Source organism: Sphingomonas sp. DC4900 (genome assembly GCF_049896485.1).
GTDB lineage: Bacteria > Pseudomonadota > Alphaproteobacteria > Sphingomonadales > Sphingomonadaceae > Sphingomonas > Sphingomonas aquatilis.
Genome location: NZ_JAFCUK010000016.1, coordinates 52,120 through 66,219 on the forward strand (window position 1 = coordinate 52,120; position 14,100 = coordinate 66,219).

The 14,100-nt window shown below is 61.8% G+C and carries 20 protein-coding genes; 1 reads left to right on the forward strand and 19 read right to left on the reverse strand.

Going from position 1 to position 14,100, the window contains the following annotated elements; all coding sequences use genetic code 11:
- Positions 1-535: 535 nt before the first annotated feature.
- Genes lysC through ACP690_RS15530 form a run of 11 tightly spaced genes read right to left on the reverse strand, consistent with a single transcriptional unit; the run spans position 536 to position 6,256 of the window.
- Positions 536-820 carry an Rz1-like lysis system protein LysC gene (lysC, locus tag ACP690_RS15480; RefSeq protein WP_426261580.1) on the reverse strand — a complete coding sequence of 95 codons (285 nt, stop codon included), beginning with the start codon at positions 818-820 and terminating at the stop codon, positions 536-538.
- Positions 702-1,088 (reverse strand): hypothetical protein, encoded by a 387-nt coding sequence (locus tag ACP690_RS15485; RefSeq protein ID WP_426261583.1) that lies wholly within the window; start codon positions 1,086-1,088, stop codon positions 702-704. The genes lysC and ACP690_RS15485 overlap by 119 nt, the downstream gene beginning before the upstream one ends.
- Positions 1,085-1,309 (reverse strand): hypothetical protein, encoded by a 225-nt coding sequence (locus tag ACP690_RS15490; protein WP_426261538.1) that lies wholly within the window; start codon positions 1,307-1,309, stop codon positions 1,085-1,087. The genes ACP690_RS15485 and ACP690_RS15490 overlap by 4 nt, the downstream gene beginning before the upstream one ends.
- Positions 1,306-1,926, reverse strand: a complete 621-nt coding sequence (locus tag ACP690_RS15495; protein ID WP_426261537.1) for a hypothetical protein — start codon at positions 1,924-1,926, stop codon at positions 1,306-1,308. The genes ACP690_RS15490 and ACP690_RS15495 overlap by 4 nt, the downstream gene beginning before the upstream one ends.
- Positions 1,923-2,234 carry a hypothetical protein gene (locus tag ACP690_RS15500; RefSeq protein WP_426261536.1) on the reverse strand — a complete coding sequence of 104 codons (312 nt, stop codon included), beginning with the start codon at positions 2,232-2,234 and terminating at the stop codon, positions 1,923-1,925. The genes ACP690_RS15495 and ACP690_RS15500 overlap by 4 nt, the downstream gene beginning before the upstream one ends.
- Positions 2,221-2,655, reverse strand: coding sequence for a hypothetical protein (locus tag ACP690_RS15505; protein ID WP_387425132.1), 435 nt, complete (start codon positions 2,653-2,655; stop codon positions 2,221-2,223). Before ACP690_RS15505 ends, ACP690_RS15500 begins: the two co-directional genes overlap by 14 nt.
- 12 nt (positions 2,656-2,667) lie before the next feature.
- The gene (locus ACP690_RS15510) at positions 2,668-2,841 is read right to left on the reverse strand and encodes a hypothetical protein (protein ID WP_426261535.1); all 174 of its coding nucleotides are present in this window, start codon (positions 2,839-2,841) and stop codon (positions 2,668-2,670) included.
- Positions 2,841-4,886 (reverse strand): glycosyl hydrolase family 28-related protein, encoded by a 2,046-nt coding sequence (locus tag ACP690_RS15515; RefSeq protein WP_426261534.1) that lies wholly within the window; start codon positions 4,884-4,886, stop codon positions 2,841-2,843. Before ACP690_RS15515 ends, ACP690_RS15510 begins: the two co-directional genes overlap by 1 nt.
- Positions 4,887-4,889: 3 nt before the next feature.
- Positions 4,890-5,342, reverse strand: a complete 453-nt coding sequence (locus ACP690_RS15520) for a hypothetical protein (RefSeq protein WP_426261533.1) — start codon at positions 5,340-5,342, stop codon at positions 4,890-4,892.
- Positions 5,342-5,686 carry a hypothetical protein gene (locus tag ACP690_RS15525; RefSeq protein ID WP_426261532.1) on the reverse strand — a complete coding sequence of 115 codons (345 nt, stop codon included), beginning with the start codon at positions 5,684-5,686 and terminating at the stop codon, positions 5,342-5,344. Before ACP690_RS15525 ends, ACP690_RS15520 begins: the two co-directional genes overlap by 1 nt.
- Before the next feature lie 9 nt (positions 5,687-5,695).
- Positions 5,696-6,256, reverse strand: coding sequence for an NUMOD4 motif-containing HNH endonuclease (locus ACP690_RS15530; RefSeq protein WP_426261531.1), 561 nt, complete (start codon positions 6,254-6,256; stop codon positions 5,696-5,698).
- Between the two features lie 119 nt (positions 6,257-6,375).
- Here ACP690_RS15530 and ACP690_RS15535 point away from each other — a divergent pair, with 119 nt between their 5' ends.
- Positions 6,376-6,630 (forward strand): hypothetical protein, encoded by a 255-nt coding sequence (locus ACP690_RS15535; protein WP_426261530.1) that lies wholly within the window; start codon positions 6,376-6,378, stop codon positions 6,628-6,630.
- Here the strand turns inward: ACP690_RS15535 and ACP690_RS15540 are convergent.
- From ACP690_RS15540 to ACP690_RS15575, 8 genes are read right to left on the reverse strand one after another with little or no spacing between them, the layout of a single operon-like run.
- Positions 6,615-9,686, reverse strand: coding sequence for a hypothetical protein (locus ACP690_RS15540; protein ID WP_426261529.1), 3,072 nt, complete (start codon positions 9,684-9,686; stop codon positions 6,615-6,617). The genes ACP690_RS15535 and ACP690_RS15540 overlap by 16 nt on opposite strands.
- Positions 9,686-9,937: a D-Ala-D-Ala carboxypeptidase family metallohydrolase gene (locus ACP690_RS15545; RefSeq protein ID WP_426261579.1), complete on the reverse strand. Its 252-nt coding sequence runs from the start codon at positions 9,935-9,937 to the stop codon at positions 9,686-9,688. Before ACP690_RS15545 ends, ACP690_RS15540 begins: the two co-directional genes overlap by 1 nt.
- Complete coding sequence (locus ACP690_RS15550) at positions 9,934-10,581, reverse strand: hypothetical protein (RefSeq protein ID WP_426261528.1); 648 nt, start codon at positions 10,579-10,581, stop codon at positions 9,934-9,936. Before ACP690_RS15550 ends, ACP690_RS15545 begins: the two co-directional genes overlap by 4 nt.
- A 1-nt stretch (position 10,582) precedes the next feature.
- Positions 10,583-11,272 carry a hypothetical protein gene (locus ACP690_RS15555; protein ID WP_426261527.1) on the reverse strand — a complete coding sequence of 230 codons (690 nt, stop codon included), beginning with the start codon at positions 11,270-11,272 and terminating at the stop codon, positions 10,583-10,585.
- Positions 11,272-11,646 carry a hypothetical protein gene (locus ACP690_RS15560; protein WP_426261526.1) on the reverse strand — a complete coding sequence of 125 codons (375 nt, stop codon included), beginning with the start codon at positions 11,644-11,646 and terminating at the stop codon, positions 11,272-11,274. The genes ACP690_RS15555 and ACP690_RS15560 overlap by 1 nt, the downstream gene beginning before the upstream one ends.
- Positions 11,643-11,942, reverse strand: coding sequence for a hypothetical protein (locus ACP690_RS15565; protein WP_426261525.1), 300 nt, complete (start codon positions 11,940-11,942; stop codon positions 11,643-11,645). Before ACP690_RS15565 ends, ACP690_RS15560 begins: the two co-directional genes overlap by 4 nt.
- Positions 11,943-11,992: 50 nt before the next feature.
- The gene (locus ACP690_RS15570; protein ID WP_426261524.1) at positions 11,993-13,408 is read right to left on the reverse strand and encodes a hypothetical protein; all 1,416 of its coding nucleotides are present in this window, start codon (positions 13,406-13,408) and stop codon (positions 11,993-11,995) included.
- The gene (locus tag ACP690_RS15575; RefSeq protein WP_426261523.1) at positions 13,402-14,064 is read right to left on the reverse strand and encodes a phage adaptor protein; all 663 of its coding nucleotides are present in this window, start codon (positions 14,062-14,064) and stop codon (positions 13,402-13,404) included. The genes ACP690_RS15570 and ACP690_RS15575 overlap by 7 nt, the downstream gene beginning before the upstream one ends.
- Between the last annotated feature and the right edge of the window lie 36 nt (positions 14,065-14,100).

Consider the following 14,100-nt stretch of genomic DNA (forward strand, 5'->3'; position numbering starts at 1 on the left):
CGCCACCCCAAGCCTGATGCGCCGACCGGGTAAGCCCAATCCATAGCGCAGAGCAGGGACGCGATACTGTGGCTGGGGGCGAGATACGTGACGTCGTGTGCGTCCCTATGTCTCGCCCCCGTTGCTGTTTCTACGCATGGCAGATCAGCTATGCCGTCTTTCCGGCTGTCATCCTCAATCGGGCGCGGGAAGGTCCAGCCCGGGCCACCCAATTTCAGAGCGCTGAGGGGTGATCACTTCCCACCGTCGAGACCGCAGGCACCTCAGGTCAACGTCAGATGGGCTTTCGCTCAACCTCCGATGGCCCCACGGCCATACCTCTTGACGCGACTCGGCGCAATAGCGTACGGCCTGTTTCGTAGCTGCGGCGACGTGGAAGGACACGTGGGGATCGTCAGCCCTTGATCGAGAACCGTGCACGAGCCTGACGGCGGACACGGCTAGGTCTCTAAGGTGCGGAAAGCCGCCGCACTCCGTCGCTGGCTAGACCAGCTTCGGCAGGCCGGGGAGAGCAGGTTTCGAGTCCTGCCCGCAGCTACTTCCCCACCGCCTTCGACCAGTCCCGCACGCGCGCCAGCGCATCCCGGCACGACTGCCCGGCGTCGAGCGCATCCGTGATAAACTGCGCCACAGCTTTGTCTGTCGCCACCTCAGGCGCGGCAGGCTCAGGCTTGCACGTCAGGTAGCTTGCAGGCGGCGTCTTAATTACGACGACCGGCTGCCTGTTGCTGGCGCACCCGGTCAAGAACCCCGCTAACGGCAGGACCAGCCACGTCGTCACTGCCCTTGGTGTCGACTTCACGCTGAAGCTCCTTCGCATTGTCCTGCGCGCGTTCATCCCGCGCCACCTGGTTCACGTCCGCCGCTTCCGTGGCTGCGATTACCCGGTTCGCTGCCTCCATGGTCACGTCAACGCGATCGGCCTGCACGGCCCGCTGTTCGCGATGGCCGACCCAACGCCAGAATGCCCAGACGCATAGGGCTGCGATTGCTGCGGCGATGATGAGGGCGATCAGCCATGCCGCTGCACGCTGAAGGCGCTGTGGCACGCCGATGCGGGCGATGTAGGGGAGGAGGAAGGGGATCATGCCGATGGCCCCTGATTGACCGTATCCGCCTTTTCGACGTTCGCTACGGCGCTCTTGGGGCGAAAGGTGCCCAGCACGCCCACAAGCCCCGTTGTCAGGCCGCCGAACCCCAGCGCCTCCGCATACTTGCCGTAGAAGGCGAGGATGGCTGCGATCGTGGCGAGGTAGCAGATGGCGCCGATCAGGACCGAAAAAGCGATCAGGTTGTGGCGTTCGGTCATGACACACCTCCATCCCGCAAAGCACGCTCAAACGCCTGCGCATAGCCCTCGATCAGATCGGCCTTGTCGAGGATGTTGATGATCCGCCGGGCCTGAACGTACTGCGGCTTCGTCGCGACGCCCTGCGCTGGCAGATAGTCAGCCAGCTTCTTGCCGCTGAACCAGCCCTCGACCATGCCGCGCACCATGATAAACGCCGCGATGTCGGGACGCATGGCGAGGTCCGGGTTGGCGATCAGGTCGCCTACTTTGATGATCCCAGCCTGCGCCAGCTCGCGATCTGCGCGCGCGTAATTCGCCTTCCACGTCAGCATGACATAGCCGCGCCCGCAGTATTTCGGACCGTCGCCAGCGCAGGTGTTGCCGTAGGCGATGCAGGTCTTCGGCCGATCGCCCGCAACGTCGTAGAGGCGCGTGAAATACGCATCCCCACCGCGCTCTTTGATCGGCTGCATGGTCTGCGCCGTCTCGTGCCATGCGGTGGCCAGCATGTAGGCCTGCCACGACAGCGGCTGCCCGGTGATGGCGTTGAGCAGCGTCTCGATCCCGTCGACCTGAGATTGGCTGAGCGGGCCTAGGCGCAGGCTGACGGTCTTATAGAAGTCGGCGCGATTCACTGCCTTCCCTCCTTCATGCGCGCGACAGCAGCCCGGACAATCTCATCCTCATGCATGCGCTCGTTGATCTTCTCGACGTGACCGTTAAGCATCACGACATTGCCGTTCAGTGCCGCGACCGCCTCGATCAGGCGCTCCAACAGGCGCTTGTCTACAAAGCTGGCAGCAACCACTTCCGCAGCGCCATCGCTCACGGGCACGGCCTTCGCCTTCCGCCGCTCGTTCCACGTCAGCGCAACCGCAGTGGCCAGCGTCAGGATCAACCCGCCAAGCTGCTGCGCCCATACCGGCAGGCTACCGAGTTCCATTGGCGGCTGCCTTGGCAAGGTTGCGGGCAGCGTCCCGACCAGCATAGGAGAACATGATGGCTTCCAACGCGAACAGGCCGAGGTAATTGAAGACAGCCGGTGAGCGCCACTCTGCCGTCATTGCGCCCATGGTCAGCATTGCCCAAATCAACATGCTGACGAGACTGCATGCCTGCCGCACCACCGGCGTTTCCTGACGCGACCCGTTGATGTACAGCGCCGCCAGCCGAATCATACCGGCTACCGCCACGACCGTGCCCCACGTCATCTCCGGCGCGATGGCAGCAAGTGGACGAAAGAACGGCCGGTTAAACGTCTCGCCGGGTAGCAGCAGGGTGGCGCCCCATCCGGTTTGGATGAACGCCAGCACCCATTCCGGCGCGCGCTCGCGGAAAGTCCTTGCGAAGCGAACGAGGATCATGGCCGGGGATCGTCACTCATGGTCTTCTCCTGCCTGAGAGGCGTCAGGCTGCGCGTCTGGGTATTCGGTGATGATGGCGGGAAGCCCTTCGTCCCCGTAAATATCCTGGCCAAGATCGCGCCAAATGGCGAAGCGTTCGCCAAGGCCCAGCTTTCTTGCCTCAATGATGATCTGCGATGCGTTCATCAAAACCTCCCATCTACATCAATGGTAAAGTCAACATCGGCTAGGGCACCGCCAACGTATGTCTTAATGGTGCATGCGCCACTGTTATAGCCGGCTACGACGCAATCTACAGCTTGCGTGGTGCTTTGCCCTGTCGGAATGATGATTGGTGTTTCCCGGTATGGAACCTTAAAGGTGACGTCCACGACACCGAGCGATGTGCGGTTTGCAAACGAGACATTCGATTGGCGAAGAACCGATGCAGACCCATTATTGATGATGTAAGTGCTTCTACTATCGACGCCCTTGCAAGGCCAGCCATTGGTCTGCGGAAGCTCGTTTGCAACATAGCTTTCGCCGCGCATGTCAACAAACACGTTAGCGGTCGTCACTTCCCAGCTGGGGTTGGGAGTGGCCGGTGCAGTGCCGGGGACATAGGAATTGAAAATCTTGTACTTATTGGCCGTCAGGATCACGTCCATCTTGCCCGTGCTGACCTGCGAGAACAGCATGTGGCGGCGCGCGTAGAGGGTACTGTCCAGCCGCTGGAACGAGCAGCTTTCGACAGTGATCGATCCGCCGTCAGCATCGCCCCATTCAACGCGAATGTCGGCCGCAACGTAGCACCCTTCGAAGTAGCAGTTGGTGAACTTTGCGCTCGCACCGCCTTCAGCCGGGCCACCGATCAGATGCGCCGAATAGCAGTTGCTATCGATCGCATTCGACGTGCCGATGCCTTCGAAGCCGCACGTATCAAACGTGACGTTCGCCCCCTTGGTGATTTCGACGCCTTTGAGCTGACTTCCACCGAAACTGGTGTTCGCGATGCGCCAGACGTTCGGATACGAAAACACCTGCTTCTGCCCGCGCATGCCGAGATTGTTGCCAGTGAACTCGCAGAAATCGGCTTTGACGTTGATGCAGTCGCTCAGGTCTATGCCGATGTTGCAGTGCTTGCCCGCCATGTCGACCAACTGGACGCGCGATACCTTGTTGATCCGCCAGGCGCCGCCTACGCGTGGACCGCCGGTTCGCTCGCTGTTGCCGATGACCGAAATACCGCGGATAACGACGTTGAGCTGCGTACCATCCTGCGCGCCGGCACCCGTAGCATAGCCCTCGATCGCAAAGGCGTAATCGCTCGCGACGGTGGTGTAGATGATCGTGTTGGCCGCGCCATCGCCCTCAATCGTGATTTTGCGGCGGTCACCGGCATCCCCAACGCTGCCAGAGCTTCGCCAAGCGAAAGAGACTGGTGACGACACTAGGTAGCGCCCCGCGGGCACGTGGAGCTTCCGGCCCGTGGTAAGCGACGACTGACCCTTACCGGAACATTTGTCGAAGGCGCGCTGAAAAGCAGGGCCGCAGTCAACGGACAGCGTGCCGGCGACCACGTCCGCCTTCATTTCCGGCGTCAGCTCGTCCCAGACGTCCACCCGACGCGCCGCTTTTTCTCCGATCGTAGTGGTAGGTGAGGGGGTTGTCGCACTTGCTGGCGGCGGGGGCGTGAAGGCAACCGTCTGCGCCCCCTGCCGCACCAGCGCGCCCGTCGTCAGCGGTACGGCGTCGAGCTTGATGATGTTGACGCCATCGGCGGTGTAGGGGGCGTTGGCGGTCTGGTACAGGAACGTGCCGGCCGCCGTGCTGCCTTCCGTGCCACCGGGGGGGGCGAAGATATAGCTGGCGTTCGTGACCGGGGCAGCTTTCAGGGAGGCGAGGCTGGTGTAGGTGCTGTTGGCGGGGCCGGTGTTGCCGTCGAGGCCGTCGCGACCAGGCGCGCCCTGCGAACCGCTGTTGAACGGAACGCTGTTGATGGTGCGGACCGAAACGCCATCAGGCGTGCGAAATTCCAGGTTGTACGTCCCGAACGGTACAAAGAAGCTGTAGTTGCCCGCGTTGTCGGTCAAAGCGATGTTGATAAGGTTTGAGACGGTTCCGATCGGGGTGCCGTTGTCGTCCGCAAAGATCGGGATGACGGCGCCGGTTGTCGGATCGCGAACGAGAACCTGATAGCCGACAAGGCTGTCGCCCTTCGTGTTGGTGACGACATCGAAGGCGTGAAACATGGGTTAGAACCCCCCGTCATTGTTGAGGTCGACCGTGACGGTGCAAGCTGCCGTCGCGCCGTAGCTGTCGGTGGCGATGCAGGTTGCGGTTCCGTACCGCCTGCCTGGGGTCATGAGGGCGCTGAACGTGGTGGTGGCGAGCCGCGGGTAGTCGACGGAAAATCCGCCGTCGTCGGCTGACCAGCTATAGCTGTAGGGACCAACCCCACCGGATACCGTGGCCGTCGTTGCCTCAGACGTTACCCGCGTTGGCTTGTTGCTGTTCGCCTCGCCGTAGGCATAGTCTGGCTGCGCCGAGACACTGAACGGGCCCACGACCGGGCCGAAGGTAGCTACCACCCGGAGTTGGCCGCCGCTCATGACCTTCAGTGCTTTCGCCGGGCGCAACGAGCCGCTCAGCACCGAGAGCTTCGATGCTATCCGCCGCGCTCCCGCGGTCAAAACCGTAATAGCCATCAGTATTCTAGGAGAAAGTCCCCGTTCTGCATGCCAGCGGGAGCTGATCCGCCGGCAGCCTGGATGAAGATACGGCCAGATGCGTTGAGCGGATCATTGTGATGCAGGAAGGCGCCGCGCCCCGAGAACGTGGGCTGCGTCAGGAACACGCCGCCATTCTTTGTTACGTATGCATCGCCATTAGGCACGCCGTTGTAGAAGACGCGGACCGCAGCAGCTACATACCTCAGGCTGTTGTTTATATTTGCGGCAGGACAATTCTCCGCAATGTTAATGCCGCCAATTGTGCCGTTCAGATCCGGGTCAGTGGACCATGTTTCGACGCCTGAGGTTATGATCGCCATCAGCAGTCCTTATATATGCGCCCACTGCCTCCGCTTGACGATGTGCAGGATTTGGGTGGGCGTGACTCCGTATTGCCGAGCTAGGGCGGTTAGGCTTCCGTATTTTGGAACGTATGCAGCTCTAATTGCTAGCACATCCGCTTCTGACAATCGGTGGTTGCCAGCGCGCTCCCCTTTAGGATCGGTGCCATGCTGCTCGCGATCCTCAGCATTATCCTTGGCCGTCCCCCAAGCTAGGTTCGAGGCCTTGTTGTTATCCTTGCTGCCATCAAGATGGCGGACCTGGGAAAAACTGTTCGGGCGAGGACCATTGAACAAGGTGCAGACCAGTTCATGGACGCTGCGGCGCTCGAACCTACCCTCCGCCGCCATCTGCAAGGTCTTGTAACCGCCAGACTGTTTTCCGCCGAAAGATATTCCCCCGCGGTGCAGTCGATATGATCCATTCTTGGTTTTGACGTATCTCGGCAAGCGCTCGACTCGCCCGAGTGAGCTAATCCTATAGATTCCTTCCCAGCCGGGAACGTCTCGCCATTCCTCGCAAGAGGTGGTAGTGGCTGCTTCAGCCATGCGAACCTCCATTCGCTTTGGTAAGGGCTGGCTAGGTGGTTCCAACACCGGGTCAGCCCGTTATCTCTTACTGCCAGAAATCGTTGCAGAGTAAAAGCGATAAGTGCTAATAACGCGATGTGACCTGGCAGCACGCCCTCAGCATCGCATTGGCTGTCGCAGCCGCGAACCTGACGTTCCAGTACTTGGCGCGCTTTCGCGCTTGGAAGGCCAAGCGCACCGAGATTCCCGCCTATCGCAACTGGCGCGGCGATTATGTACCTGACCTCCACTTCATTCGCATGAAGCGCGCGCTGATTGCGTCTTGGGTGATCTTTCTAGTCCTTGGTGCGGTAGTGAGCTTTTACGCTCTGACGAACTATCGCCCGTACTGAGCCGCGCCTGCCGTCGCTAAGCCGCGCCCAAACATCCCAAGCGAACGAGTGGGTCGGGTAGCCGCAACGTATTCCTGATACTGGTTGGCGCGCGTCAGCAGGTCATTCAGCGCGATTTGACCTGCCGCAGGATCGGGGTTTAGCAGCATGGGCGCCAGATCGTCGGCCTTCGCCACAGCGCGCTTGCCGACGCCGAACTTGTAGGCGTCCTTGACGCTCTGACCGGTCAACCCCTTAATCAGGACGCCGGTAGGAACCTGCCCCGTTGCCAAATTGACCCCCACGTCAACCAGCTGGCCAAGGCCTTCGCCGTCGAAGGCTTTGTCGGCAATTTGCCGTTGCGCCGTTTTCGAGTTGCCGAGGATGGCGCTGGTCGATTGCGCTAGATCGCGCTCCATATCGCGAGTGCGCAGCAGACGCGGAATGTTTTCGTTGCCGGGATGCAGCAGGCCAAGGCGCTGTTCTGCGACCGGCGTTCCCAGCGTCGCTTCAAACGGATTGGACGAATACCGGACCTTGTTGGCGGCACCCATAAGGCTATCTCGATAGCCGAGCTGCATTTGTGCCAGATGCTCCGGGGTCTGTCCGGCAATTTGCTGCTCTAACACGTCGGGCGCGAGATTGTAGGCATCCTGACCGCGCATGAGCGCATCCCGCGAGGCGACTGGGCCTTGGTACGTCTGCCGGGCCTGACCATACACCGTATTGAGCCGATCCATTTCGCCCAAAAGCTGGTTCTTGACCCCGTTCTGAGCGCGGCCAGCTTCGGAAAGGTCGAGACGGTTGGTGATCGGGTTGCGGTACTGCTCCAGCACATCGTCCATACCGCGCTTGGCGTAGTCGAGCGTCTGCGTCGCGTAGGTCGGCACGCTGGCCGCGACGGATGGGTCAGGAGCGCGAGCCAATAGCGCTTCGGCCTGACGGACACCCTGGCGGGCTTGCTCCAAGCGAGTGCGCGCCGCGTCCATGCTGCCCGGCTGGCTTTTTGCCGCTCGGTACGCCTCCTGGGCTGCGTCGAGTTCCTGACGCGCAAAAAGATGCTGGGCAACCGCGTCATTCGGCTGCGGGTTCAGCACAACATTGCCGTTCGCGTCCTGCGCAAATCCAAGCTCGGTAGGCGATCGACGCTCGTTGGCAGCGATCGTGCGGGCCTTGGCAATGCCTTCGCGTCCAAAAGGCGTGTTCAGCAGCGATTCTAGTTCGGGTGTTGACGGGATCGGCTGCTGATAGGCCCTGTCGTAAAGTGGTGCAGCCGCAGCACGCGCCTGACGCGTGAGGTCGTCGCTCATCTGCGGAATGTTCACCGCAGGGCCGAGGTCACGGTTTACGGCTTGGCCGAAACGGTCGATTTGGCCGCGACTGCGCGGAATTAGCGTATTCTCGGCATAAGCCGATGCGGTGGGAGAGCGTCGCACCGCAGCCCCCGCAAGCTCGCGCAATTCAGGATGGGCGTCTGCGGGCGACATCGGTACGCCGAGTTCAGCGGCATCGCTCAAGCGCTGAGTGATTGCCGCAGGATCAGCCTTTGCTGCCGCATTAGCATAGGCAGCCTCAGCTGGAGTGAGCGCGCTCGGGGGGGGGGGCATTGATCCGCCGAACATGCGTCGCGTTTGGCCAATAGCAGCCTGCGCAGGACGGCTACGCACTGCCGCGCCGACTGGGATGCTCGCCAGTTCACCAAGGCTGTAACCCGCCGCCCCGGCGATACCGCCAATCCCAGCGCCAAGCAGTCTGTTATCGTTATTCTCGCCTGCGCCGGAGACTGCGCCATATGCGGCGCTCCCGACGTAAGGAGCCGTCTTCCCAAGCAAGCTGGTGAGGCCAAGCCTAGCGGCCCCAGCGCCCCCAGCGAGCGCGCTGCCATATGATCCGACGAGGTTCCCGACGAATGACGACTTGGGGCTGTTGGAGGCAATCGCCTGTTTGGAAGCGTCCGCCTCCCTGATCGCCTGGCTCAGTGGCTTTCCGGTCAAGGCGCTGTCGATAGCGCCGACACCTTCGTCCAGAAACCCACCGCTGGCGCCGTTCAGAGCGCCGACGAAGCCTGCCACTGGCGCAGAGGACGACGCCCGATTGAGCGCCGTTTGCTGGACCTCGCGCGTAATATCGCCGTAGCTACCCTTGTAGGTGGGGTTCGCCCTGTAATGAGCCTGCGCCGCGGCAAACTGCTGTGCGTTGACCGGAGCAAGCCCCATCGCACTAAGCGCGGCGTTCGCTTGGTCGACAGACCCGCCAGACCGGATAAGGCTGTCGACCAGCTTCGATGCTTTAGGGTCACGTTCCGTTCGCGTAGCGCCCGTGGCTACGACATTGCCCGCGAAGTCTAGCGCAGGAGCTTTGCGGCCCAGAACCTGCTCTTCTAGTGGCTGGAAACGGGCGCCGGGGTGTTCACCCACGACATCCAACGGGTCGACGCCGTTGCGCTGCGCATTCTGCTTGAAATTAACGCGATCTGCGATGAACTGGCGGTCCAGCTCAGTCATGCGACCGGCCATTTCCTCGCGCAGTCGCTTGCGAAACTCAGGTTTGAACGTACCCCCTTGCCCTAGCTGCTTTTGAAGACCCGCAACCTTTTGATTGATCCAGGTATCGCCGCCAGCAACCGACGCCTGCTCTCCCTCACGAACAACGCTATTCGGGTCCATGACCTTCGCGTAAGCGTAGATCAGGTTGAGGTCGCCAGCAGCATCTGGCTTGGAGCGAAGCCCTGCCGCGTACACAGGAAGGGCCTGCGTGTAGCTCTTGACGGAGGGTAGAGACAGATAGTCGTTGCGTAGCTTCCCGGCTCGGTCGAACGCCATGTTCCCACTGCGGGTACGGTTCTGGCCTTCAGCGTTCGCCGCCTCCGCATAGGCCTTTCGGCGCTGGGCCTCAAATAGGGCCGTATCTTGCGCATTCTGAATGGCCGTCCGCTGCCCTGACAGCCGCGCGTTGGTCAATTCTGCGGCATCTTTGGCCTGCACCTGCGGTGCGATCGGCATCAGAACCTGAGCGCCCGGCGGCAATCCGTTGGACGGGCCGTCGAACTGGTCGAAGGGGTTGATCTGCTGCGCCATTAGCGAAGTCCTGTCGTGCCGCGACGGCCGTAGTAGGGAACGCGCCCGTAGCCGGGGAGCGTGACGTGGACGTGGTCGCCCTCGTCCAGATAGCGAGCGTTGGGGCCAAAATAGCCGCGCAGGGCGGCAACGCTGGTGCCGGAATAGTCGACACCATCACCTGTGAGGTGGTGGCTCGTCGGCACGCCTCCCACCAGCCGGTTACCCTCAACCGTTCTACGCCCGCTGGTCATAGTGCCGGGGGCTTTCAGCGGATCGGGAAAGGGGAGGGGGCTTGCGGTGCCGCGCCTCCCAGATACCGCGCCGACGCGCCAGCGCCGTACTTCTGGTCGAACTGCGCCGCCATGCTGGGATTCTGGCGAAGATACGACACCGCAGCGTCCGGGATTGCCGGTGCGGCTGCCGCTCCTGACGGAGTTTGCTGTCGCGGGACGCTGACCAACCCGACGCCGGGCACGTTCATAATTTGCGGCATCCCGCCGCCATTGTTGGCGTAATTCTCGGCATAGGTGTTGCCGAGACCCGGCTTGTAGGCGTTGAGTTCGGCAATTCGCTGGCTAAGGTCAGTCGGCTCCGGGTGCGCTGCCTTGTATTGCTGTTGCGCCTGCCACAGACCGTACTGGTCCAGCTTCTGGCGCTGATAGTCCTCAATCTGCTGCCGGCGTTCACGCTGCGCCTGCATTGCCGGTGCAAATACAGGGCGTCCGCCAGTCATCGTCAGCAGCGCATCGCCAATCGTGCCGACAATTCCGCGGCCAATCCCACCTTGGTCAAAAAAGCCCGGCTTTGGCGCGGAGATTTGTGGGGTGGCCATCGGCTGAGGCACCATTGGCTGCATCGTCATATTCGGCAGCGATGCATCGGAAAACGGGCTACCCCGGAATGCCATCCCCATATCAGAACCCCTTGAACCCGCCTGACGCCCAGCCAGCAAGGCCGGCACCTGCTACAGATCCCAGAATGCTACCCAGGCCTGGACTCGTCGTGCCGGTCTGCGTGTTATACTGGCCCAGCAGCGACCCCAGCCCACCGGCATACTGGCCAGCTGCCGACATCGGAATGCCGACAGCCCCGTTCGCAGCCTGGAGATACGCCCCAAGGCCATTGAAGCGCGCGGCATCGAGAACGGGGGTCAGTTCGGCCGCTTTCACCATGGCCTGCCGCTCGTTGCCATAATCGGCATAGCGCAGATTGCTTTCGTTGAGCGCCAGCGCGCGGCCGAGCGCATTCGTGTTGGCGCCCGACCCCGTCCGACCTGCTGACGAGAATTGCGACTGTACGCGGCCGGTCACGTCGGCATTCGTGCTATCGATCTGCGCCTGGAGGTAGGGGTTACCCGCGCCGAGGTATTTCCCGCTCAGCACGTCGTTATTGTAATTCGTCGCCGCTGTCAGGCCTTGGCTGGGGTTGAACGCCAGTTGAGCGAGGCCCGGAAGTTGGGCCGCAAGCGTGTCGCTGATGCCTTGGGCCACACCCTGAGACTGCCCATAAGCCGACTGAAGCGCATTGGCGCCGGCCGAGATATATGGCTTGGCGAAGGCGCTAGGCTCGTTCGTCTGCTTCGTCTTGCTTGATGACAGCCCCATCAGGCCAGTTCCTTCCTAATGCAGGTCTGATAAACCTCGTACCCACAGCCCCGGAGTTGCTTTGCCCACCCCTCGCGGCTGTCGATCCCGGCGACGATGCAGCCGAGCGATCGGCCCCACTGTTCGGCCGCGGCGATCAGCATGACGATGTCGTCTAGACCCCCCACCGCGACGAGGCCGTGAACCTCGCGCGCGCCGGTGGGGTAAACCTTCAGCGTGGCGATGATCGCAGACTGTTCGGTGCACCAGATGCGGGCACGACCTGACCAAATCTCACCGTCCAGCCACTCAGGTGAGTAGAACCGGCGATCCATGACGGACGAGAAGGCATCGCGAAAGCGCGTGTAGTCTGCCCAATCATTCATCGTGGTCATGGCGTCGGGTTCTCCAGTGCCGTGATGCGCTCTTCGTGGTCGTCAAGTTCGGTACGGAACGCTGTGGCCTTCGTTTCAAGAGCCGTAGCGCGGTCTTCTACAGCCCCTATCCTAGCCCGATCCGTATCGGCCTGCGTCTTGGCGGTATCCGCGCGTTCGGTAAGCGTCTTGATCTGCGCCGACATGATGTCGGTCAGTTGCAGCAAGTAGTTGATGCGTTCGGCAGCAGAGCGCTTCCATCGCGCGTCCTGCGTCGGGCCATTCGCTGTTGGTTCGAGATTTCCCGGCCGCGGCATTGCGTAACTCCGGTGTTATTCGGGTGCCAGAAATAGGGCCGAAATGCAAGTCAGCGCATTCCGCCATTTTCGTAATCAAGTTCGAACCCTTGTGCGTAGGTCCACAGGTCCGCGATCTGCACACTGACGACGATCTGCTGTGCATTCACGCGCATCGGAACCTCGCCGTTGCGCCGCATGTCGTTCGCCTGCTCGACCAGAGGTACAGATCCGGCACGCGGGCGACCTTGGATCGTCACGGACACGACGTTTGCATCCGTCAGCGGGCGGACGGTGCGAATGCGAGTGCGTCCCGAGGTCAATTCCATACGTGCCGTCGTCAGCGTAGCCGTCAGCGGCGTGCCGGACAGCGTGCCCACGATGCCATCCGTGCGGGCAATCAGGAACAGCGGGTTGCCGCCCGAAAATAGCGGATCGTCCAGCGACACAGGTACGGCGTCGAGGTTGCCGTATCGCGCGTCGATCGCATCCAGCGAGATGTTAGCGGTGAAACCGGAGAAGATCAGCCGAACGTTCGTCTCGATCGTCGCCCAGCGCTTCAGAACCCAATTGTAGAGCCACAACTGCCCCGGCGTGCCGGGCATTGACCACATGACGAGGTGCCGGGCGGGGTCAACCGCGGCGTAGATGCCCGCGATAATGTCCTGGCGGCTATAGGCGCGGAAAAACGTGGCATTGACCAGCTCTTCGCCAATCGGCGAGACGTCGTTGCCATCACACAGCATAAAGCCGCGCTCGGACAGGAAGAACACCAGGCGCCCGGCCTGTGCGACGCTGCCTTTGGCCATGCAACCGACGTTCGATGCAATCTCGTCAAAGCGGAAAATGAGGTCGCCGCCCTCGTAGCTCATGCGCTTCACGGCATTGCGCTGGAGGACGATGCCATATTCCCCGCCAGCAAGGCCCATGACCTCGCCGCCATCCAACATGTCCTGGCTATCGGACTGCTGCTGATCGGGGTTCGTCGGGTCTGTCGCAGGCCAGAACGCCGAATTGTTGATGCCGGACCAAGTGACGGTCAGGATATGGTCGGGGTCGCCAGCCAGCACGACAAAGTCGCGCACGGTCGCGACCATATCGGCAGGGGGAGGGCTGCCAGCAAGGAAAGCCGAGGTGCCGGCCACCAGGTCATAGCTGATCGGCGCTCCGCCGTAGACGCTGATGACGTTGTCACCGAACTGCGCGAACCGCCAGCGGTTGGCCGTTAGCGCCACCTGCAACGGCGCCCATGTACCACCCGAAAAGCGGTTCAGGCTGTTACGGTCACCTCCAAGGAACGATGCCTCGCCCTTCGACGAGACGAAAGCGCTACCGCCAGTGATACCAGGAAGGGCAGGCGTGATGGCGTTGAACGATCCGACCGGGAGATACCCCGTGGACGCCGGGTACACGTTCTTTGCGACAATGAGTTGGTCAGCTGGCGGCAGATCCGGTGCATAGGCGCCGAACGTGAACCGCTTCAGCATCGCACACCGTAGACAGGCCGGACACCACTGCGCGCAACGATCGGTCCACCATAGCGCGCCCGCTGGCCCGCATCCTGAAGCGTACCAACGGCAGCATCAAACAGCGTCGACCAGCCGGCCGCAGCGTCGGTGTCCACGATGTAGGTGTTGGCGTGGAACAGCGTTCCGAACAGGTAGATGTCGGCGTGGTTGTCGAGCAACCAATTCGAAGGCTGGTTGACCGTCAGCGCGGGGATGCGCTGCCAGTAAGACATAGCGATCTGCCCGTCACTGACCGGCGCAACTTGCACTTGGCGACCCGTGATTGCGTATGCGGCAGGACAGCCAGTGACATAGGCATTGTCGCGGCCATAGTAGCGCGTGGCGAGGTCAACCGGCGAAGATGCGGCGAGTGGCTGCCCGGCGACGGTCAAGTTGCGGACCTGAATGCAATCGGCCGGAAGCGTGAACAATCCCGCGACGGCCATCATCGGCGCGAAGGCTTCCATTTCAGGCGTCCGCAGCACGCGGTTCAGATGGCCTTCGGTGTTGGCGATGAAGGTGGGGATCAGCGTGTCCAGCTCTGATCCGCGATCCAGCCACAGTTTGGCTTTGTCGACCAATGACGAATAATCGCTGATGTCGCTATAGGAGCCGAGGTCTAGAGCGACTGCCATTACGCCACCTTGTATATCGCGCTGCCGTCAGCGAAT

Excerpts from the sequence above, each read along its gene's own strand:
- ACP690_RS15550 (WP_426261528.1), bottom strand. The coding sequence starts at position 10,581 with ATGGGGATGGCATTCCGGGGTAGCCCGTTTTCCGATGCATCGCTGCCG.
- ACP690_RS15490 (WP_426261538.1), bottom strand. The coding sequence starts at position 1,309 with ATGACCGAACGCCACAACCTGATCGCTTTTTCGGTCCTGATCGGCGCC.
- ACP690_RS15540 (WP_426261529.1), bottom strand. The coding sequence starts at position 9,686 with ATGGCGCAGCAGATCAACCCCTTCGACCAGTTCGACGGCCCGTCCAAC.
- ACP690_RS15515 (WP_426261534.1), bottom strand. The coding sequence starts at position 4,886 with ATGTTTCACGCCTTCGATGTCGTCACCAACACGAAGGGCGACAGCCTT.
- ACP690_RS15530 (WP_426261531.1), bottom strand. The coding sequence starts at position 6,256 with ATGGCTGAAGCAGCCACTACCACCTCTTGCGAGGAATGGCGAGACGTT.
- ACP690_RS15500 (WP_426261536.1), bottom strand. The coding sequence starts at position 2,234 with ATGGAACTCGGTAGCCTGCCGGTATGGGCGCAGCAGCTTGGCGGGTTG.
- ACP690_RS15555 (WP_426261527.1), bottom strand. The coding sequence starts at position 11,272 with ATGGGGCTGTCATCAAGCAAGACGAAGCAGACGAACGAGCCTAGCGCC.
- ACP690_RS15575 (WP_426261523.1), bottom strand. The coding sequence starts at position 14,064 with ATGGCAGTCGCTCTAGACCTCGGCTCCTATAGCGACATCAGCGATTAT.
- ACP690_RS15520 (WP_426261533.1), bottom strand. The coding sequence starts at position 5,342 with ATGGCTATTACGGTTTTGACCGCGGGAGCGCGGCGGATAGCATCGAAG.
- ACP690_RS15505 (WP_387425132.1), bottom strand. The coding sequence starts at position 2,655 with ATGATCCTCGTTCGCTTCGCAAGGACTTTCCGCGAGCGCGCGCCGGAA.
- ACP690_RS15485 (WP_426261583.1), bottom strand. The coding sequence starts at position 1,088 with ATGATCCCCTTCCTCCTCCCCTACATCGCCCGCATCGGCGTGCCACAG.
- lysC (WP_426261580.1), bottom strand. The coding sequence starts at position 820 with ATGCGAAGGAGCTTCAGCGTGAAGTCGACACCAAGGGCAGTGACGACG.
- ACP690_RS15510 (WP_426261535.1), bottom strand. The coding sequence starts at position 2,841 with ATGAACGCATCGCAGATCATCATTGAGGCAAGAAAGCTGGGCCTTGGC.
- ACP690_RS15565 (WP_426261525.1), bottom strand. The coding sequence starts at position 11,942 with ATGCCGCGGCCGGGAAATCTCGAACCAACAGCGAATGGCCCGACGCAG.
- ACP690_RS15570 (WP_426261524.1), bottom strand. The coding sequence starts at position 13,408 with ATGCTGAAGCGGTTCACGTTCGGCGCCTATGCACCGGATCTGCCGCCA.
- ACP690_RS15560 (WP_426261526.1), bottom strand. The coding sequence starts at position 11,646 with ATGACCACGATGAATGATTGGGCAGACTACACGCGCTTTCGCGATGCC.
- ACP690_RS15525 (WP_426261532.1), bottom strand. The coding sequence starts at position 5,686 with ATGGCGATCATAACCTCAGGCGTCGAAACATGGTCCACTGACCCGGAT.